Source organism: Janibacter melonis, assembly GCF_020567375.1.
GTDB lineage: Bacteria > Actinomycetota > Actinomycetes > Actinomycetales > Dermatophilaceae > Marihabitans > Marihabitans melonis.
Window position 1 is genome coordinate 99,426 of sequence record NZ_JAJBZM010000001.1, and the last position, 19,586, is coordinate 119,011.

Genomic DNA, 19,586 nt, shown 5'->3' on the forward strand with positions numbered 1-19,586 from the left:
CTCGGGGCTCAGGCGCCGGGAGGGGCGTCGCGCAGCATGCAGGTGATGCGCGAGGTGCACACGCGACGGTGCTCGTCGTCGGTGATGACGACCTCCCAGGCCGCGACGGAGCGACCGAGCGAGAGCGGTGTCGCGACACCGACGACGTGGCCGGAGCGGGCGGCGCGGTGGTGCGTCGCGTTGATGTCGAGCCCGACGGCGATGCGTCCCTCGCCGGCGTGCAGCGCCGAGCCGATCGACCCGAGGGTCTCGGCGAGGACGACGGAGGCGCCGCCGTGGAGCAGGCCGTAGGGCTGGGTGTTGCCGAGGACCGGCATGCGCCCGACGACGCGCTCCGCCGAGGCCTGGAGCAGCTCGATGTCCATCCGCTCGACGAGCGTGCCGCGGCCGGTGGCGGCGAGCTGCTCGCGCTCCTCGTCGGTGAGCGGGGGGAGGTCGGCGAGGGGGTTCTCGGGCACGGTCGGGCTCCTTGGGCGGCGGTGCGGCAACGGGTCGGACCGGCTCAGACTACGACCGGGGCCGTCGCGACCCGGACACCCTGGGGTGTCACCTCCACCACCTAGGGTGGTGGCCGTGAGCCGACTTCTCCTCCTCGACGGGCACTCCCTGGCCTACCGCGCGTTCTTCGCCCTGCCGGTGGAGAACTTCTCCACGAGCACCGGGCAGCACACCAACGCGGTGTACGGCTTCACGGCGATGCTCATCAACGTCCTGCGCGACGAGCAGCCGACCCACGTCGCGGTGGCCTTCGACATCTCCCGCCAGACCTTCCGCAGCGAGCAGTACGCGGAGTACAAGGCGACCCGCTCGGCCACCCCCGGCGAGTTCCAGGGCCAGGTCGCGCTGGTCCGCGAGATCCTCGACGCGCTGCGCATCCGGCACGTCGGCATCGAGGGCTACGAGGCCGACGACGTCATCGCGACCCTGACGACGATGGCCCGGGCGCAGGACATGGAGGTCGTCATCTGCACCGGCGACCGCGACGCCTTCCAGCTCGTCAGCCCGCAGGTCTCGCTGCTCTACCCCGTGCGAGGCGTCTCGGAGGTGTGGCGGATGGACCCTGCGGCCGTCGAGACGAAGTACCTCGTGCCGCCCGAGCGCTACAGCGACCTCGCCGCCCTCGTCGGCGAGACGAGCGACAACCTGCCCGGTGTGCCGGGCGTCGGCCCGAAGACCGCGGCGAAGTGGCTCGGACTGTACGGCGACCTCGAGGGCGTCGTCGCCCACGCCGACGAGATCAAGGGCAAGGCGGGGGAGTCCCTGCGGGCTCACCTGCCCGACGTCCTGCGCAACCGGCGGCTCAACCACCTCCTGCGCGACCTCGAGCTGCCGGTCGAGATCGCCGACCTGGAGCGCGTCTCGTGGGACCGCGAGGAGGTGCACCGGGTCTTCGACAGCCTCGAGTTTCGCGTGCTGCGCGACCGGCTCTTCGAGACCTTCGAGACGACGACCGACGAGGTGAGCGGCGGTCTCGAGGTCCAGGGCTCCGTTCTCGCCGGGGGCGAGCTGGCCCCGTGGCTGCAGGAGCACGCGAGCACCGACGCGCTCGTCGGTCTCGACGTCGTCGGGTCCTGGGGCCGGGGGAGCGGTGAGGTGAGCGCGCTCGGGCTGTCCACCGGCGAGGGCGAGGCGGCCTGGGTCGACGTCGTCGACCTCGACCCGCGCGACGACGCCGCCCTCGCGGCCTGGCTGGCCGACCCGGCCCGGCCGAAGGCGATGCACGACGCGAAGGGGCCGATCCACGCGCTGCGGGCCCGTGGATGGGTCGTCGACGGGCTGAGCGTCGACACCGCCCTCGCGGCCTACCTCGTGCGGCCCGACCAGCGCTCCTACGACCTCGGCGACCTCGTCGTGCGTCATCTCGGTCGCGAGCTGCGCGTCGAGGACAGCGGCGACGCCGACCAGGGCCAGCTCGACTTCTCCGCGGACGACGACGAGGCCGCCCAGGCCTCGATGGTCCGGGCCCGGGCGGTCGTCGACCTCGCCGAGGTGCTCGTCGACCAGGTCGAGCAGACCGGTGGCACCGAGCTGCTGCACGGCGTCGAGCTCCCCCTCGTGCACGTGCTCGCGGCGATGGAGCAGGCCGGCATCGCCGCCGACCGCGAGGCGCTGACCACCCTCGAGGCCGACTTCGCCGACAAGGTCTCCCAGGCCCAGCAGGACGCGTGGGAGGCGATCGGCGACGAGCAGATCAACCTCGGCTCGCCCAAGCAGCTCCAGGTCGTCCTCTTCGACACCCTCGGCCTGCCCAAGACGCGCCGGACGAAGACCGGGTACACGACCGACGCCGAGGCGCTGGCCGACCTCTACGTCAAGACCGAGCACCCCTTCCTCGAGGCGCTGCTGCGTCATCGTGACGCCGCCCGGCTGCGGATCACCGTCGAGGGGCTCATCAAGTCCGTCGCCGACGACGGGCGGATCCACACGACCTACCAGCAGACGATCGCCGCGACCGGCCGGCTGTCCTCGACCGACCCCAATCTGCAGAACATCCCGATCCGCACCGAGGAGGGCCGGCGCATCCGTGAGGTCTTCGTCGTCGGGCCCGAGGCCGAGTGCCTGCTCTCGGCCGACTACAGCCAGATCGAGATGCGCATCATGGCCCACCTGTCCGGTGACGAGGGGCTCATCGAGGCCTTCCAGTCCGGCGAGGACCTCCACCGCTTCGTCGGGTCGCGCGTCTTCGGGGTCGAGCCGCAGGACGTCACGTCCGAGATGCGCAGCAAGGTCAAGGCGATGAGCTACGGCCTGGCCTACGGGTTGTCGGCCTTCGGCCTCTCTAGGCAGCTGACGATCAGCGCCGGCGAGGCCAAGGGCCTCATGGACGAGTACTTCGAGCGCTTCGGCGGGGTGCGTGACTACCTCCAGGAGGTCGTCGTCCAGGCCCGCGCCACCGGCTACACCGAGACGATGCTCGGCCGCCGTCGCTACCTGCCCGATCTCACGAGCTCGAACAGGCAGCGTCGCGAGATGGCCGAGCGGATGGCGCTCAACGCACCGATCCAAGGGTCGGCGGCCGATGTCGTCAAGGTCGCGATGCTCGGCGTCGACACCGCGCTGCGCGAGCAGCAGCTGAGCTCACGGGTGCTCCTCCAGGTCCACGACGAGCTCGTCGTCGAGGTCGCCCACGGCGAGCGCGACCAGGTCGAGGCTCTCCTGCGCGAGCAGATGGGCAGCGCGGTGCCGATGGACGTCCCGCTCGAGGTGAGCATCGGCTCTGGGCGCTCCTGGCACGACGCCGCGCACTAGGCGCTCGCAGCCCTCAGCGCGTATCCGTCGGCCCGTCGACGAGGGCGTCAGCGAGGCGGGCCCGCTCGTCGGTCCGCGCCCCGGCGCCGAGCGCGCACCGGGTCAGCCGGGCACCGGCTGCGACGACCGCGCCCGGGCCGAGCGCGCTGCGCTCGACCTCGGCACGGTCCTCGACCACCGCGTCGGCCATGACGACGCTGCCCGTCACGACCGCGCCCGGGCCGATCCACGCCCCGGCGTGCACGGTGCTCCCCGCCCCGACCTGCGCGCGAGGGTCGACGTGGGCCTCGGGGTGCACCCACGCGGTCGCACCGGTCGCTCGCTCGGCGCGGGGGCTGCCGCGCAGCACGGCGTCCGCCGACGCGGCGACGAGGGCGGCGGGGGACCCGACGTCGACGAAGTACGCGTCGTCGACGTGCGCGCGCACCGTGCGCCGCGCGACGAGCCCGGGCAGCACGTCGCGCTCCAGCGAGAGCGGTGCGTCACCGCTCGCGCCGAGGTCTCGCCCCAGTCGCCGCCGCACGACGTAGGTGCCGGCGTTGACGAGCCGGGACGGGGGAGCGTCGGACTTCTCGACGAAGGCGGTGACCACCCCTTCGCCCTCGACGACGACGCTGCCGTACGCCCGGGCGTCGGCCACCTCGCGGACGTGGAGCACCACCTCGACCTCCCGCGGGGAGCACGCGAGCACGGCGAGCTGGGCGGCGAGGTCGTGACCGGTGAGCAGGTCGCCGTTGAGCACGACGACCGGGTCGTCCGGCTCGCCGGGGAGGAGCGCACCGAGCGCCGCCCCGAGCGCACCGCCGGTGCCGAGCGGCTCCTCCTCGACCGAGCAGCGCAGCCGCAGCCCGAGGTCCTCGGCGACCGGGTCGAGGACGGCGAAGTCCGCAGCACGGTAGGAGGTCGCGACGACGACCTCGCGCACGCCGATCTCGGCGAGCATGCGCAGCTGGTGCACGACGACCGGCTCGCCACCGACCGGCAGGAGGGGCTTCGGGGTGCTCGCGGTGAGCGGACGCATCCGGGTGCCGAGCCCGCCGGCGAGAACGACACCGGCCGCGGGGGAGACGCTCACGACCCGGCGAGGGTCGTCAGCGGGCGGTCCTCGCCGACGGCCTGCAGCTGCGGCGCCAGCCAGGTCCAGAAGGTCTCGCCGGAGTCCTGCGTGAAGTGGATGCCGTCGCCGTAGAGCTCGTCGTCGCCGAGCATCGGGCGGTACCCGCCGTCGCACAGCAGGGCGTACTGGTCGACGACGGGCAGGTCGCGGGTGCTCGCCCAGTCGCGGACGACGTCGTTGAGCCGCTGCACGTAGCGGTCGTCGTTGGTGCGCGTGACCTCCTCGTTGCCGCCGAGGTCGGGCATGCGGTGGCACGCGACGTCGACGAGGACGACGCGGGCGCCGCCGACGGAGAGGTCGTCGACCATCGCGGCGAGCTGCTCGCGCAGGTATCGCTCGTACTCCGGGCTGCCGAAGGTCAGCGTCCGCCCGTCGACGGACCGGTCTGTGAGGAAGGTGTGCGGCACGAAGAGCGCGACGACGTCCGCCTTGGCCTCGAGCACCGCCGCCGACCAGTCGTCGCGCCACTGGCGGCACTCGGCGGGGGTGCGCACGAGGGCGCCGCCGTTGACCTTGTCGGCCGGCAGGGCGTCGCACCCGACGTGCGTGTGCCCGGTGACGGCGAGGTCGGGGTAGGCGGAGGAGTCGTAGGCCTCGAGCAGGCTCGCCGGCACCGAGTTGCCGACGAGGAGCACGTCGAGGCGCTCCGGCCCGGGTCGGTAGGGGCCGGCCTGGATCGTCACGACGTCGGCGGGGTCGGTGCTCGCCGGGCGCAGGGCCGAGCCGAGGGCGGGCAGGGTCGCGGCCCCGACGACGAGCGCGGGGACCGAGGCGACGGCGACGGCGCGCCCCAGCGCGGGCACCCGCGGGACGAGGGCCCGGACGCCGTGGTGGCGCACCGGCTGCTCGACCCACAGGTAGGAGGCGGCGGCGAGCGCGAGGCTGAGGACGACCTGGAGGGCGAAGGTCGCGAGCTCGGGCAGCCCGGTGCGCGCGGGGGTGAGGAAGATCATCACCGGCCAGTGCCACAGGTACAGCCCGTAGGAGACGAGGCCGACCCGGCGCAGCGGCTCGAGGGCGAGCAGACGCTGGGTCGGCGACGGGGTGCTGCTCGCCGCGGCGAGGACGACGACGGCCACCGCGAGGCACATCGGCAGAAGGAGCCCGCCGAGCAGGGCGTCCTGGGCGGCCGTGGCCCACCAGAAGCAGGACAGGACGAGGAGCAGCGCCGGCAGCGCCGCGACCCGGGCGGCCTGGTCGACGCGGCGGGCGGCGGCGGCCGGCAGGGCTCCGGGCCCGCGGGCCACGAGCGCGGCGACCATCGCGCCGGCCAGCAGCTCGTGGGCCCGGGTGTCGGTGCCGTAGTAGACCCGGCTCACGTCCGCGCCCGGGGTGTGCAGACCGGCCATGAGAGCGGCCGAGACGAGGGCGAGACCGCCGAGGACGAGGGCGATCCGCACCCGGCGCCGGGTCCAGACGAGCAGGAGCGAGAGCACGAGGGGGAAGAGGAGGTAGAACTGCTCCTCGACCGCGAGCGACCACGTGTGGCGAAGGGGGGAGGGCACCGCGATCTGGGCGAAGTAGGCCTCGTCGCCGAGCAGGAAGCGCCAGTTGGCGACGTAGCCGAGCGTCGCGAGGACGTCGGTGCCGACGGAGGCCCGCTGCCCGACGGGGGAGAGGAGGGCGGTGAGCGCGACGACCGCGAGCAGGACGAGGAAGAGGGCCGGCAGCAGGCGGCGCATGCGGGCCAGCCAGAAGCCGGCGAGGTGGATCGAGCCCCACCGGCGGTGCTCGGCGAGCAGCAGCGAGGTGATGAGGAAGCCGGAGATGACGAAGAAGACGTCGACGCCGAACCACCCGCCGGGGAGCGCGCGCTCCACCCCGTGGTAGACGACGACCGCGAGGACGGCGAGCGCCCGCAGGCCGTCCACGGCGGGACGGTAGGTCAGGGACCGGTGCGGATGAGGGGTGCGCGCTGGAGAGGCCGAGGTCATGCTCCCTGCTTCGGGTCAGTGGCGGCCAGTATGACCCACCTCGCGTCCGGCGCGAAGCGGTCGTGACCGATGGGTAGTCTTCGCGGCATGTCTGACTCCACCGGCGAATCGCGCACCCTGACCTCGCTGTCGAACGGCGCGCGATGGTCGATCGTCCTGGGCCTGCCCTTCCTCATGCTGGCGGCCTACTTCTACCTCACCCCGATCTCCCTGGCCCAGGGCGGGCGCGAGGGCGGGTACTTCTTCTGCGGCTCGGCGGCCAGCCCGAACGTCGAGGCGGCCAAGACGTGCGACGGCCCGGAGACCTCCAACCGCTACAAGGCGGCCGCGGCTCTCGGCGCCGGGCTGGGCGTGCCGGTGCTCGGCCTCGTCCTCTTCGGCACGACCCGCCGCACGCAGTCGGCGCGCGACATCGACCTCCGGCACGACGACGACCTCGACGAGGACCGTGACGGCCTGCGCCGCGACGAGCGTGAGGCCCGCCACGAGCGGCGGGGCCGGCGCTCCCCGTTCGACGACGAGCGTCGGCGCGACGAGCCGGCGCGCGGGCGCACCGCGCGGCGACGCGACGAGGAGGACGACGTCGACTCGCTCGACCTCGACGACGAGCCCCGTCGGGCGCGTCGTCGCTCCGACGACGACTGGGACCGCTGATGGACCTCGCCCGCTTCCTCGACGGGGTCGAGGAGGCCTTCGCCGGCGACCCGCAGGACAACGAGCCGGTCGACGCCCGCTACGGGCAGCTCGTGCAGGACGTCGCGGGGTACACCTCGGCGGCCGAGCTGGCCGTGCTCAACGTCGCCGCCCGGCTGCTGCCGCCCGACGAGTGCTACCTCGAGGTCGGCTCCTACAAGGGGCGCTCGATGTGCGGGGCGGTGCAGGGCGTCGACGACCGCGTCTTCTACGTCCTCGAGAACTACCTCGAGTTCGGCATGCAGGGGGAGCAGGCCCGCCAGGAGCTGCACGACAACCTCGCGCGCCACGCCGCGCACGCCGACGTCCGGCTGCTCGAGGGCAACTGCTTCGAGCTGCTGCGCCGCCCGGGGCTGCTCGACCGCCCGGTCGGGGTCTACTTCTACGACGGCGAGCACACGGCGACCTCGCACTACCTCGCCCTGGGCATGATCGAGCCGTGGCTGGCCGACGAGGCGCTCGTGCTCGTCGACGACGCGACCTACCCGATGGTGAGCGACGCCCACGACGCGTACATCGCGCGGCACCCGCAGTGGCGGGTCGAGCGCCGCTGGGATGCGCGGTCCAACGACGACCCGCTGTGGGCCAACGGCCTGCACGCCCTGAGCTTCCGCCGCGACGCGGCGAGCGCCCGGGGCAGCGCGGAGACCTTCGACGTGCGCTGGCGTCGTCTCGCGTACGCCGGTGCCCTCGGCCCGGGGCAGAAGGCCGCGTGGAAGGCGATCCACACCTACCCCGGTCTCGTGCCCCTCGCCAAGAAGCTCTACCCGAGCAAGAAGGCGAGCACGATCGACTGAGCGTCTACTCGCTCGTCGCGTGGAGGGCTTCGGCCGTCTCGGGGCTGTCCGGGCCCGGGGTCTGCTCGTCGCGGGGCACGAGGAGCGCCCCGACGACGGCGACGACGCCCGCACCCAGTCCGGCGACGAGGAGGACCTGGCCCGGGCTGTCGTGCCAGACGAACCAGATCGCGGCGACCTCGACGACGACGACGGCGAGCGTGAGCCAGCCCAGGGCGCTGCGCCCGGCGCCGATCTCGGCGAAGAGCCACAGCTGGACGAGCGCCCACATCGTGCCGACGACGGCGAACCACACGAGCAGCGGCTCGGCGTCGGCGTACTGCGCACCGCCCGTCACCCGCACGAGCAGGCCCGGCACGACGGCGCACACGAGGGCGACGAGCAGACCGAGGACGACGACGACCGCACCCGCGCCCCGGACGGTGCGCTGCCGGCCGGCGCCGCTGCCGGCGGCGACGGGCACGACGCTCAGCGCGACGAACTGGGTGCCCCAGAAGACGACCCTGCCGAAGAGGGCGGCGAGGGCGTAGGCCCCCGACTCCTCGCGGGTCAGCAGGTGGCGGGCGAGGAGCAGGTCGAGGCTCGTCAGGGCCATGAGCGCGGCGAGCGCGGCGTTGGAGCGCACGAGCTCGGCGAGCACCTCGCGAGCACCCGCCCCGGACGGGGTGGCCAGGCCACGCAGGAGGAGCGTCCCCGCCGCCCAGGTGAGGACCGCCGCGGTGCAGGTGGCGGCGAAGACCTCGTGGACGGCGAGATCCGCGAGCACCGCGACGGCGCCCGCGACGACCCGGGTGCCGGCGGTGACGAGGTAGAGCACGGACAGCCGGCCGAGGCGGCCCTGCCCGAGCAGGACGCCCTGCTGGGCCCCGGTGATCGTCATCGGGACGAGCGTGAGCCCCAGCCACACCGCGGAGGCCGCGCTCTCGAGGTGGAAGGCGTCGCGCAGGGCGGGCGCGAGGAGCACGACGGCGGTCGCGAGGACGAGACCGACGACGGCGGACAGCGCGGCACCGGAGGTAGACCGCCCGTCGCGGCGGGCGCCCTCGCCCTGACGCCGGGCGACGACGAGCTGCATCGCCCCGGCGGGCATCGCGCAGAGGATCCCCACGGTGTTGAGCGCCGAGAAGCCGCCGAAGTCGGCCGGCCCGAGCGTCGAGGAGAGCAACGCGACGAAGAGATAACTCATGACGTTCGCCGCACCCATGGCGACGCCGAGCAGGGCGCTCGCCGCACGGGTCGACCGGGCGGGCAGGATCCGTGTCACGACCCCTCCTCCCGGGCTGCGTGGGCTGCTGACGGGCGAGGCTACTCGCCAGTACCCCTCCCGGGGACGTCGGTTATGCTCGCACGGTTCGTCCGAGCCCCGACAGCCCGTGGAGTCCATCAGTGCGCCGAGCTGTGACCGGCTACCGCCTGACCGTGGCGCTCCTCCTGGCCCTCCTCTCGACGGTCGTGCTCGCGAACAGCTGGGGGGTCTTCCAGACCGACATCAAGCCCGAGGTGTACCTCGCGCCCGGCGAGATGCTGCGTCACTACCTCTCGTCGTGGACGAGCTCGCCCTACCTCGGCTCCCCGAACTTCAACGTCGGGCTCGTCCCGGTGCTCCTCGTGACGACGGCTCTCGGGGCGCTCGGCCTCGACCCCGAGCTCTCCTTCAAGCTCTTCCACCTCGGGCTCTGGGTGCTCGCCGCCTGGGGCGCGTCACGTCTGCTGCGCACCCTCGTGCCGAGCGCCTCGCGCTGGGCCGGTCTCGTCACCGGCGTCGCGTACGTCGCCAACCCCTACACCGTGACGGCCGGGTCGACCCTGGCGATCGCGTTGCCGCTGGCCCTCCTGCCCGTCCTGCTCGTCGCCTACGTGCGCGCCCTGCGCGCCCCCCGCTCGTGGGGCTGGCCGGCGGCCTTCGCCCTCGTCTTCGCCGCGATGAGCGGGATGAACGTCGCGATCGTGCCGGTGCTCCAGCTCCTCCTGCTGCTGCCGCTGGCGATCACCGTCCGGCACGAGCAGGGGCTGCGCTGGCGCCAGGTGCTCGCCGTCACCGCTCGCTGCGGGCTGCTCGTCGTGCTGCTCTCGCTCTACTGGCTGGTGCCGGCCGCCGCCGCCCTGACCACCGGTGGGCAGATCGTCGAGAGCTCGGAGACCCTCGAGGGCATCGCGAAGGTGTCCTCGCTCACCGAGGTCCTGCGCGGGCTGGGCCTGTGGGCGATCTACGGCCGGGACGCGAGCGGTCCGTGGGTGCCCCAGTACGCCGCCTACGTCGCCCAGCCCGTCTTCGTCCTGCTCACCGCCCTGTGGCCGGCGGCCGCCCTGGCCTCGCTGCGGTGGGTGCCGCGGCGCATGGAGCGGCTCATCGCCGTGACGACCGGTCTCGTCGCGGTCGTCATGGTCGGCCTCTTCCCCGCGTCGGGCAGCTCCCCCTTCGCCTGGCTGCTCGCCCGCTCCTTCGACCTCGTGCCGGCGCTCCTCGCCTTCCGCACGACGAACAAGATCGGCGCGGGCCTGGCCCTCTTCTTCGCCCTCGCGCTCGGCCTGGCCGCCGTCCAGGTCGTGCCCCGCGTGCTGCGCACGCCCGGTCTCGCACCGGTCGCCGTCTCGGGCACGCTCGTCGCGCTCTTCGCGTGGACCGCACCGGCCTTCACCGGCAACCTCTACATCTCGCCCCTCGACGTCCCGGGCTACTGGCACGACGCCGCCCGGCAGGTCGACGCCGGCGACGACCGCGGGCGGGTGCTCGTGCTGCCGGGGCAGACCCGCAGCGCCTACCGCTGGAGCCTGGAGCGCCCCGACGACCTGCCGAACTCCCTCTTCACCCGTGACGCCGTCATCCCCGAGACGACGCCGAACACCTCCGCGCCCGGCGCGAACTTCCTCGCCGCCCTCGACGACACCCTCCAGTCCGGGACCGAGCCGCGCCACGAGACCTCGGTCTACGCGCGCTACCTCGGGGCCGACCAGGTCCTCCTGCGCCACGACGTGCGCTGGGAGCCGTGGGGCGGGGCCCGGCCGGGGCAGACGGCGGACGCGCTGTCCGGGGACCCCGGGCTGAGCGGCGTGGCGAACTTCGGCCGCCCCGGCGAGAACACCCTCGCGCCCGGGTCGACCCCGGCCAGCCAGGCCGAGGCGCTGCTGCCCCCGCTGCAGCTGTACGGCGTCCAGGACGCCCGTCCGGTCGTGCGCGCGACGGCCCTCGACGGCCAGTACCTCGTCGCCGGCGACGGGTGGGCCGTCGCGTCGATGGCCGCGGCCGGTCTGCTCGAGGAGAACCCGGGCTTCCGCTACGCGCAGGACGTGAGCGTCGACGAGCTGCGCTCGACCCTGCAGCAGGAGCGCTCGCGCCTCGTGCTCACCGACACCAACCAGCGGCGTGACGCGATCCCCAACCGGCTCACCGCCGGGCAGGGTGCCCCGCTCCCCGCCGACGTGCCCCTGGGCATCAGCCGCACCCTCGGCGACGACCCGGCCGACCAGAGCGTCCTCGTGACGAGCGGGGTGCAGGTGAGCGCGACCTCGCAGGGCGGGGCCTTCTTCGACCTGCCGTACGGCGTCCCGCAGAACGCCGTGGACGGCGACCCGAGCACCTCCTGGCTCTTCGGCGACTTCCGCCGGGCAGAGGGGACCTCTCTCACCGCGAGCCTGCCGCAGGCCCGCGAGATCGGCCGGGTCCGGATCACCCCGACGGCCCTCGGCGACGTGCGGATCAGCGAGCTCGAGGTCTCCGCGGGCGGCACGACCCGTCGGGTGCCGGTGGAGGGCACCCGCCCGGTGAGCGTCGACCTCGGGGGAGTGGAGGCCGACGAGGTGCGCGTCGAGGTCACGGGGATCACCGGCGACGGCTTCAGCCTCGTCGGGATCTCCGAGATCGACCTCGGCGACGACCTCGTCGCCGAGCGCACCGTCCGCACGCCGCAGACCTTCGACCGGCTGTACGGCGAGCTGAGCAGCGCGGAGCGAGCGGAGTTCGCGCAGATGCCGCTTGACGTGCTGCTGCGCCGGGTGACGGGCTCCGCGTCGGCCAGCGACGACACCGAGCGCTTCCTCGTCCGGGACCTCTCCGTGCCCGACGACCGCGAGTACCGCGCGAGCGCGCACGTGCGGGTCGACGGGGACGTGGAGCCGGTCTACGACGAGCTCCTCGACGACACCCGCGGGTGGACGATGACGTCGAGCGCCTACGACTTCTACAACCCCCTCGTGCGGGCGTCCCGGGCCGCCGACGGCGACGCCGGCACCGCCTGGGTCCCCTCGCAGGACATGCAGGACGCGTGGTGGCAGGTCTCCGGGCCCTCCCGCGCGGTCGACCGCGTGGTCATCAGGCAGGAGGCCGACGCCGAGGGCGAGGACGAGACGCAGTACGCGTCGCAGGTCGAGGTGAGCGTCGACGGCGAGAGCGTCGGGCGCTACGACGTCGGGCGCGGACGGACCCGTCTCGACCTGCCCGAGGGCACGCGGGGCCGGACCGTGCGGGTGACGATCACCCGGGTCGACGGCCGCCTCGCGGGTCGCCCCGCCCGTTTCACGACGATCGACACGGGCCGCGACGTCCGGGTCGAGCCCGGTGACGGCTCCGCCTCGTGCGTGAGCGTCGCGACCCTCGACGGCGAGCCGGTGCGGATGCGCCCGAGCGACCCGGCAGCGCCGCTCGCCGGCCCCGGCTCGGACGGCACGACGTGGCGTGCGTGCGAGCGGGTCGAGCTCTCCGCCGGTGAGCACCAGCTGCGTCCCGTCGGGGGCTGGCAGCTCGACGACCTCACCCTGCGCGACGTCCAGGGCCGCACGGTGGCCCGACCCACGCCCCCTCCGGTGACCCAGGTCCACGACGACCTTGACCTCGGCACGACCGTCGAGGTCGGCCCCGCCTTCGGCCCCTACGTCCTGAGCACCGGGCAGGGCTTCGACCCGCGGTGGCGGGCGAGCATCGACGGCGAGGACCTCGGCGACCCCGTCGTCGTCGACGGCTACGCGGTCGGCTGGGTCGTCGAGGACAACGCCGCCCACACGGTGCACATCGACTTTGCGCCGCAGCGCTGGGCCAACGTCGCGCTCGGCGTGAGCCTGCTCACCCTGCTCGTCTGCCTCGTCCTCCTCTACCGCGCCGTCGTGCCGCGCGCCGTGCGACCGGGCCGCGAGGGGTCCCCCTTCGCCCGGTGGCGGCGACGCGACGACCAGGCCCCCGCGCTCGCGGGGGTGACGCGCGAGCACCACGACGTCTTCGAGGACCCGGACGCGGGGGAGCGGGTCGACCCAACGCCGGACGACACGCCCTCGACCGGCGCCGTCGTGGACGCGCCGCCCGGTGCGACGGCCTCGCACCGGCGCCTGCCGGCCGCGCTGCGGACCCGGGTCGCGGCGGAGGTCGCGGTCGTCCTCGTCGGTGGCTTCTTCCTCGGCGTCGGCGGTCTGCTCGGCGGGCTCGCCGCCGTCGCCCTCGCCCGGCACCCCCGGGCCCGGTCGGGCATGCTGATCCTCGGCGGCGTCGCCCTCGTGCTCGCCGGGGTCGTGCTCTACGTCGTCCTCGGCCGCGACGTGTGGCCGACCGTGAGCGCCGACGTCGTCGCCCGCTCGCTCGTGCCCCACCACGTCGTGGCCGCCGGCCTCGTGTGGGCCGTCACCGGCGCCCTGTGGCGCTCCGTCGAGAAGGAGGACAGCGATGAGCCCGTCGAGCTCTGAGCGACCGCTCGTCACCGTGGTCGTGCCGACCCGGGACAACGAGCGCACGATCCGCGCCTGCCTGAGCTCCGTCGTCGCGCAGACCTACGAGCACGTCGAGCTCGTCGTCGTCGACAACCACAGCAGCGACGCGACCCCGCGCATCGCGCGGGAGCTCGCCGGCACCGTCGTCGTCGCCGGGCCCGAGCGCAGCGCGCAGCGCAACACCGGGATCGCGGCGGCCCGCGGCGAGTGGGTGCTGTGGCTCGACAGCGACATGGTCCTGCCGGCGCGCACGATCGACGTCGCCGTCGACACCGCCCTGGCGACCGGTGCGTCGGCCGTCGCGCTGCCCGAGCGCACCGTCGGCGAGGGCTTCTGGACGGCCTGCCGCGCGCTGGAGCGCGAGTGCTACCTCGACGACCCGTGGCTGCACAACCCGCGTCTCGTGCGTCGCGAGCTGCTCCTCGGCGACGCGGGCTTCGACCTGTCGATGTCCGGCCCGGAGGACGCCGACCTGCGGATGCGGCTGCGCGACGCAGGTCGCCACATCGAGCTCGCCCCGGTGATCGTCGACCACGACGAGGGGCGGCTGACGATCGCCGACGTCCTGCGCAAACGCTACTACTACGGCCGCAGCATCCCCGCCTTCGCCGCGCAGCACGAGGGCGCGGTCTCGGCGCAGGGCCGCGCCGTCCTGCGCTCGTACGCCCGCAACCACCGGCGGCTGCTGCGCGACCCCGGGCACGCCGCCGGGATGGTCGCGATGCGATCGCTCGAGGTCGTCGGGTACGCCCTCGGCGCCCGCCGCGGGCGGGCCGACCGGGCGCGGGGGACGAAGGGGTGACCCGTCGCCTCCTGTGGGTCTCTCTGCCCGACCAGCGGGCCCGGCGCGAGCTGTACTGGATGTCGCGCATGCCCGGCACGCACGTCACCGCGCTCGCCCAGCAGGAGCCGGTCGGCGACATCACCTGGGTGCCGAGCACCTACGTGCGCCCGGTGCGCCGCTTCGTCGAGGCCGGCGCGCTCGCCTGGGTCCGCGGGCTCGACGAGCAGCGCGCCGAGGACCACGACTGGGTGACCTCGCTCGAGCTGTGCTCGCTCGTCACCGGCCAGGCCTCGGCGTGGCGTCGGCGGGCCCGGGCTCGCGGGGCCCACCCCCTCCAGGCCGTCATCACGTGGGAGAACCTGCCCGACCAGCCGTTGTACCGGGTGCCGCCCTACCGGCAGGCCCTCGAGAGCTGTCGTGACGCCGACCTGCTCCTGTGCATGGTCGACGCGGCGCGAGACCACCTCCTCGCGCGCGGCTTCGACGACGAGCTCATCCGTGTCGTCAAGCCCGGCGTCGACACTGAGCTCTTCGTGCCCGCCGAGCAGCCCGTGAGCGAGCCCGTCGTCGTCTTCGCCTCGCCGCTCGCGGCGAACAAGGGCATCGACCGGGTGCTCGAGGCGATGCGGGTCGTGCGGGCGCGGGTGCCCGACGCCCGGCTCCTCGTCGCCGGCCGCGGCCCGCTCGAGCACCTCGTCCACGAGGCGGCCGCGCGACCCGGCTCGGGGGTCGAGCACGTGGGCACCCTGGACGCGCCCGGCGTCGCGGCTCTGCTGCGCTCGGCCGCGGTCTTCGTCACCGCACCGCGCCCGACGTGGAAGTGGACCGAGCAGCTCGGGCTGGCCTACCTCGAGGCCCAGGCGAGCGGGCTGCCCGTCGTCACGACGGCGTGCGGCACGAACGACGAGGCGGTCCACGCCCCGAACTCTCTCGTCGAGGACTCCGTCGAGGCGATCGCCGACGCGCTCGTCGGATGGCTCGAGGACCCCGCCCGGCGAGCCGAGGTCGGGGCGCTCAACCGCTCTCGGATGCTTGCCGAGCACGACCTGCCGACCCAGTGCGCGGCGATGGGCGAGGCGTTCGCCGAGGTCGAGGCGCTGCACCGCTCGTGAGCACGCTGCGCGGCGCCCGTCTCGGGGCCCTCGTCGGCCTCGTCCTCGGGGTGCTCGCGCTCGGGCCGGCCCTGGCCCCCGGGTACACGCTGCACTACGACATGGTCTTCACCCCGCAGCTGCCGCTGTCGGCGCGCACGCTGGGGGTGGACGGCTCGGTCCCGCGCGCGGTCCCGAGCGATCTCGTCGTCGCGCTCGTCTCGACGCTCGTGCCCGGCTGGGTGGTGCAGAAGGTCGTGCTGCTCGGGTCCTTCGTCGTCGCCGGCGCCGGTGCGGGGCGTCTCGCGACGACCCGGCCGGGCAGCGTCGCCGCCGCCGCTCTCATGACGTGGAACCCGTGGGTGGCCGAGCGGCTGGCCATCGGGCACTGGGTCTACGTCGCCGGCCTCGCTCTGCTCCCGTGGGTGCTGGGCGCAGCCGTGGCCCACGTGCGGGCCCGCGCTGACGGTCCGGCGCGCGAGCGCTGGGCGCTGCCCGTCCTCCTCGTGCTCGCCGGGCTCGGCGGGTCGACCACCACCCTGCTCGCCGCGATCGTCGCGGCGGTCGCCGTCGTCGCGGCCGGCACCGGACGACGAGACCGGGCGCGCGGTCTCGCCGTCGTCGCCGTGGTGAGCCTCGTGGTCTCCGCCGCGTGGTGGTGGCCCTTCCTCACCGCGGCCCCGTGGAGCGCCGACCCCTCCGGGGTCGAGGCCTTCGCGACGACCGCCGACACCCCCTTCGGCCTCCTCGGCTCGGCCCTGCTCGGCGGCGGCATCTGGCACGAGCCGTCGTGGCCGGTCGAGCGCACCGGGGTGCTCGTCTCCGGGGTCGCCCTCCTGCTCACCCTCGCCGTGCTCGTCGCCGCCCTCGCGCGGCGGTCGTGGTGGGCCGACCCCCGCCGTCGCTCGGCGGCCCTCGTCGGGCTGCTCGCGCTGGTCCTCGCCGTGGTCCCGGCCACCGGGCCCGGTGCCGCCCTGACGACGGCGCTCGTCGAGCACGTGCCCGGCGCCGGCCTGCTCCGCGACTCGCAGAAGCTCCTCGCCCCCGCCGTCCTGCTCCTGGCCGTCGCCGCGGGCGCCGTCGTCGACGGCCTCGTGCGAGCACGGGCCGGCGTCGTCCTCGTCGTCGCCGCGGTCGTGTGGCCGGTCGCGACGCTGCCGGGTCTCGCCCTCGGGAGCGCGGGCGCCTGGGGGAGCGTCGACTACCCGGCCGCGTACGTCTCGGCCGCGGCCGCCGTCGACGACGCACCCGGGCAGGGCGCCGTCCTCGTCCTGCCGTGGAGCACCTACCGGGCCTACCCCTGGGACGCAGGTCGGGTCGTGCTCGACCCGTGGGACCGGCTCGTGCGGCGCGACGTCGTGCGCAGCGACGACCTGCCCGTGTCGGGGAGACGGGTGGTCGGGGAGGACCCGCGGGCGGCCGAGGTCGGCGAGCTGCTCCGCGGCGACGCCCCCGCGGCCGAGCAGCGCGAGCGGCTGCGTGCGCTCGGCGTGCGCTACGTCCTGCTCGACGCGAGCCAGCCCGGCGACCCCACGACGAGCACCGACCTCGGCGGAGCCGTCGTCGTGAGCGAGGGCGGGCTCACCCTCACCGATCTCGGGCCGACCTCGGTCGCGCCGCGACGTGATGCGCCGGTCGGCCTCGTCCTGGCCGTTCTCGGGTCGCTCCTCGTCCTCGTCGGCGCGGCCCGGGCGCACCGGCGGGCGCCCGCACGGCGTCGCGCGGACGACGCGACGCGCGGGTAACATCGTGACGAGCATCGCCCTCGCGGGCGCGACGCCACGGCTACACTGACGCCGGAACCCACGAGAGGACGTGCAGTGAACAACGACAACAAGGTCGCCTACAACGTCGCCGGCGCTGTCATCGGCGCGTTGCTCGCCGCCGTCGCGATCTTCTCGATCGTCCAGGTCCAGAGCAGCGCCCAGACGCCGCAGGAGCACACCCGGCTGATCTCGTACGACAGCTGAGTCCCACGCATCACGAAGGGGGAGGACCGGGCCGGTCCTCCCCCTTCGTCGTGCCCGGCGGTCAGGCCCGCAGCGGCTCCGGCTCGGGCAGACGGTGCTCCAGCGCCGCGTCGCGGGGCGCGAGGAGGGCGTCGAGGTCGATGACGTCGTCCTGGTGGCGCGGGGCCAGCCCGAGGACCGAGGCGATGACGTGCTCGAGGCGCAGCCCGGTGCGGTGCCAGTCGAAGGACGCGGCGTAGGTGCGCGCCGCCCGACCGAGGTCCTCGCGCAGGCACGGGTCGTCGAGCAGGGTGCGCACGTGCTCCTCGAGCTGGGCCCGGTCGTCCGCGAGCAGGCCGGTGCGGCCGTGGACCATCGACTCGCTCGGCCCGCCGGCGAAGGAGTACGCGACCGCGGGCGTGCCGTGCAGCCCGGCCTCGACGATCGTCAGGCCCCAGCCCTCCTTGTGCGAGGGCATGACGACGACCCAGGAGGTCGCGAGCAGCCGGTGCTTGTCCTCCTCGCTGACGAAGCCGTGCATCCGCACCCGGTCGGCGACCCCGCGCTCGCGGGCGTGCGCGACGATCTCGTCGGCCCAGTAGCCGTCGCCGACGACGTGGAGCACGAGACCGGGGTGGTCGACCTCGAGCTCGGCGAGGAGGTCGACGGCCTGCTCGACGTGCTTGTGCGGGACGAGGCGGCCGAGGAAGAGCAGGCTCGGCTCCGCGGTGCGGGGGAGCGCGGCGTAGGTGTCGAGGTCCGCGGGGCGGTCGTTGCCCGAGTACACGAGGTCGACCCGCTCGCGGTCGACGCCGAGACCGACGAGCTCGTCCCGGGTCGAGCGCGAGACGGTGACGTACCGGCTGCGCCGGTAGACCCACGGGGCCAGGCGCGACTCGAGCGCCCAGCCGAGCCGGGCCAGCCGGGGGCCGAAGACCGCCGACCACTGGTCCTTGTGGACGTGGTGGACGACGTCGATGACCGGGACGGGCGAGACGAGCGGCGACCAGAAGGGCACGCCGTTCTGGACGTCGAGGACGACGTCGTACTCGTGACCGCGGCGCAGGACGTGCCACAGCCCGTGGAGGTAGCAGGTGAAACGGCCGCCGCGGCGGCGCACGACGACGTCGCCGTGCCGGTCCTCGCGTCGGGCCCCGGGGAAGCGGGCGGTGTGGATGACGACCTCGTGCCCCTGGGCCGTGAGGACCTCGGAGGTGCGCTCGGTGAAGGTCTCCGCACCCCCGGCCTCGGGGTTCTCCCGGTCGCGCCAGGACAGGTAGAGGATGCGCAGCGCCCCGTCGGCGCGGCTCGTCGTCGAGCTCCGTCGTGCCACCTGGCCCTCGTCCTCCCGTTCGGCCACCGGGGCGCCCCCGGTGCGACGGTTAGGGTAACCCCGTGGGTTACCGGACGGTAGGCGAAGGGCGGTCGCGGGCGTGTGAGATCTGCCGCTCGTGGAGCCGGGGCTGGGCGATCGGCCGCGACCAGGTCCTGTGGCGCTGCGAGGAGTGCGGCCACCTCGAGCGCGACCTCGAGCACTGCCCGGCGTCGCACCGCGACCTCGCCTACGGAGGGGAGGCCACCCTCGACCGGGTCCGTCTCGACCTCACCTACCGGCTGCTCGTACGCGGCGGCGTCCCCGCGTCGGTCTTCGAGATCGGCTACGGCGCCGGGCACCTGCTGCGCCGATTCCTCGACGACGGCGCCCAGGTCGCCGGCGTCGACCCCGACCAGCTGGGGGTCCACGTCGACCCGGAGGTGACCCGCCGCGGACGCCTGCACCGTGGCGGTGTCGAGGAGATGGCCGGCGAGGACCTCGGCCGCCACGACCTCGTCTACGGCATCCATGTCGTCGAGCACGTCGCCGACCCGGCGGCGACCTTCGCGACGGCCCGCGCCCTGCTGCGACCCGGCGGCACGCTCAGCCTCATCACCCCTGCCGGAGACTCGAGCGGTCTGCGCCTGCACGGCGAGCACTGGTGGATGCTCGAGGACCCCACCCACGTCCGCTTCTTCACGGCGCGCTCGCTCGCCCGGGCCGCTCATGACGCGGGCCTCGTCGACGTCGAGGTGCGTCGCCCGGTCCTCGACAGCCTGAGCGTCGAGGTCGCGAGCCTGGCTCGACGCCGGGGGCGGCCGGCGCCCGGTGGCGTCCTGGCCTCGCGCCCGATGCTCGCGGCGTCGGTGGCGAGCGTGCCGGCCGTCGTCGCCGCCCGGCTGGCGCGCCCGGCGCTGCGCCCGACCCTGCAGCTCGTGGCCCACGCGCCTGCGTGATGATGGCGCC

Annotated in this window: 14 protein-coding genes; 9 read left to right on the forward strand and 5 right to left on the reverse strand. The window is 74.5% G+C overall.

Features of this window, described 5'->3' with window-relative positions; translation table 11 throughout:
• Window positions 1-8 precede the first annotated feature (8 nt).
• Complete coding sequence (locus tag LIV55_RS00470; protein WP_229299539.1) at window positions 9-365, reverse strand: hotdog fold thioesterase; 357 nt, start codon at window positions 363-365, stop codon at window positions 9-11.
• Between the two features lie 208 nt (window positions 366-573).
• On the opposite strand from LIV55_RS00470, the gene polA reads away from it, so the two are divergent.
• A complete protein-coding gene (gene polA, locus LIV55_RS00475; RefSeq protein ID WP_229298868.1) occupies window positions 574-3,249 on the forward strand; it encodes a DNA polymerase I in 2,676 nt (891 codons plus the stop codon).
• Between the two features lie 13 nt (window positions 3,250-3,262).
• Here the strand turns inward: polA and LIV55_RS00480 are convergent, their stop codons facing one another.
• Window positions 3,263-4,324 carry a nucleotidyltransferase family protein gene (locus LIV55_RS00480; RefSeq protein WP_229298869.1) on the reverse strand — a complete coding sequence of 354 codons (1,062 nt, stop codon included), beginning with the start codon at window positions 4,322-4,324 and terminating at the stop codon, window positions 3,263-3,265.
• On the reverse strand, window positions 4,321-6,237 hold the full coding sequence (locus tag LIV55_RS00485) for an acyltransferase family protein (protein ID WP_229298870.1): 1,917 nt from the start codon (window positions 6,235-6,237) through the stop codon (window positions 4,321-4,323). Before LIV55_RS00485 ends, LIV55_RS00480 begins: the two co-directional genes overlap by 4 nt.
• A 150-nt stretch (window positions 6,238-6,387) precedes the next feature.
• On the opposite strand from LIV55_RS00485, the gene LIV55_RS00490 reads away from it, so the two are divergent.
• Together LIV55_RS00490 and LIV55_RS00495 are read left to right on the forward strand one after the other, a co-directional pair.
• Entirely contained in the window at window positions 6,388-6,954 is a 567-nt protein-coding gene (locus LIV55_RS00490; protein ID WP_201466761.1) for a hypothetical protein, read from the forward strand.
• The gene (locus LIV55_RS00495; protein WP_229298871.1) at window positions 6,954-7,790 is read left to right on the forward strand and encodes a class I SAM-dependent methyltransferase; all 837 of its coding nucleotides are present in this window, start codon (window positions 6,954-6,956) and stop codon (window positions 7,788-7,790) included. Before LIV55_RS00490 ends, LIV55_RS00495 begins: the two co-directional genes overlap by 1 nt.
• Before the next feature lie 4 nt (window positions 7,791-7,794).
• Here LIV55_RS00495 and LIV55_RS00500 read toward each other — a convergent pair whose 3' ends face one another.
• Window positions 7,795-9,054: a lipopolysaccharide biosynthesis protein gene (locus tag LIV55_RS00500; RefSeq protein ID WP_229298872.1), complete on the reverse strand. Its 1,260-nt coding sequence runs from the start codon at window positions 9,052-9,054 to the stop codon at window positions 7,795-7,797.
• 122 nt (window positions 9,055-9,176) lie between these two features.
• Here LIV55_RS00500 and LIV55_RS00505 point away from each other — a divergent pair, with 122 nt between their 5' ends.
• The 5 genes from LIV55_RS00505 to LIV55_RS00525 all read left to right on the forward strand — a co-directional run bounded on the left by LIV55_RS00505 (window position 9,177) and on the right by LIV55_RS00525 (window position 17,326).
• Window positions 9,177-13,457: an alpha-(1->3)-arabinofuranosyltransferase domain-containing protein gene (locus LIV55_RS00505; protein WP_229298873.1), complete on the forward strand. Its 4,281-nt coding sequence runs from the start codon at window positions 9,177-9,179 to the stop codon at window positions 13,455-13,457.
• Window positions 13,438-14,283, forward strand: a complete 846-nt coding sequence (locus LIV55_RS00510) for a glycosyltransferase family 2 protein (protein ID WP_123091671.1) — start codon at window positions 13,438-13,440, stop codon at window positions 14,281-14,283. Before LIV55_RS00505 ends, LIV55_RS00510 begins: the two co-directional genes overlap by 20 nt.
• Window positions 14,280-15,377: a glycosyltransferase gene (locus LIV55_RS00515; RefSeq protein WP_229298874.1), complete on the forward strand. Its 1,098-nt coding sequence runs from the start codon at window positions 14,280-14,282 to the stop codon at window positions 15,375-15,377. Before LIV55_RS00510 ends, LIV55_RS00515 begins: the two co-directional genes overlap by 4 nt.
• The gene (locus tag LIV55_RS00520) at window positions 15,374-17,101 is read left to right on the forward strand and encodes an MmpA family trehalose lipid delivery protein (protein ID WP_229298875.1); all 1,728 of its coding nucleotides are present in this window, start codon (window positions 15,374-15,376) and stop codon (window positions 17,099-17,101) included. The genes LIV55_RS00515 and LIV55_RS00520 overlap by 4 nt, the downstream gene beginning before the upstream one ends.
• A gap of 75 nt (window positions 17,102-17,176) precedes the next feature.
• Complete coding sequence (locus LIV55_RS00525; protein ID WP_163562367.1) at window positions 17,177-17,326, forward strand: DUF2613 family protein; 150 nt, start codon at window positions 17,177-17,179, stop codon at window positions 17,324-17,326.
• A gap of 61 nt (window positions 17,327-17,387) precedes the next feature.
• On the opposite strand, the gene LIV55_RS00530 is transcribed toward LIV55_RS00525, so the two are convergent.
• On the reverse strand, window positions 17,388-18,638 hold the full coding sequence (locus tag LIV55_RS00530; RefSeq protein ID WP_229298876.1) for a glycosyltransferase family 4 protein: 1,251 nt from the start codon (window positions 18,636-18,638) through the stop codon (window positions 17,388-17,390).
• A gap of 62 nt (window positions 18,639-18,700) precedes the next feature.
• Here LIV55_RS00530 and LIV55_RS00535 point away from each other — a divergent pair, with 62 nt between their 5' ends.
• A complete protein-coding gene (locus tag LIV55_RS00535; RefSeq protein ID WP_229298877.1) occupies window positions 18,701-19,576 on the forward strand; it encodes a class I SAM-dependent methyltransferase in 876 nt (291 codons plus the stop codon).
• The last annotated feature ends 10 nt before the right edge of the window (window positions 19,577-19,586 follow it).

Excerpts from the sequence above, each read along its gene's own strand:
- LIV55_RS00490 (WP_201466761.1), top strand. The coding sequence starts at position 6,388 with ATGTCTGACTCCACCGGCGAATCGCGCACCCTGACCTCGCTGTCGAAC.
- LIV55_RS00495 (WP_229298871.1), top strand. The coding sequence starts at position 6,954 with ATGGACCTCGCCCGCTTCCTCGACGGGGTCGAGGAGGCCTTCGCCGGC.
- LIV55_RS00510 (WP_123091671.1), top strand. The coding sequence starts at position 13,438 with ATGAGCCCGTCGAGCTCTGAGCGACCGCTCGTCACCGTGGTCGTGCCG.
- LIV55_RS00470 (WP_229299539.1), bottom strand. The coding sequence starts at position 365 with ATGGACATCGAGCTGCTCCAGGCCTCGGCGGAGCGCGTCGTCGGGCGC.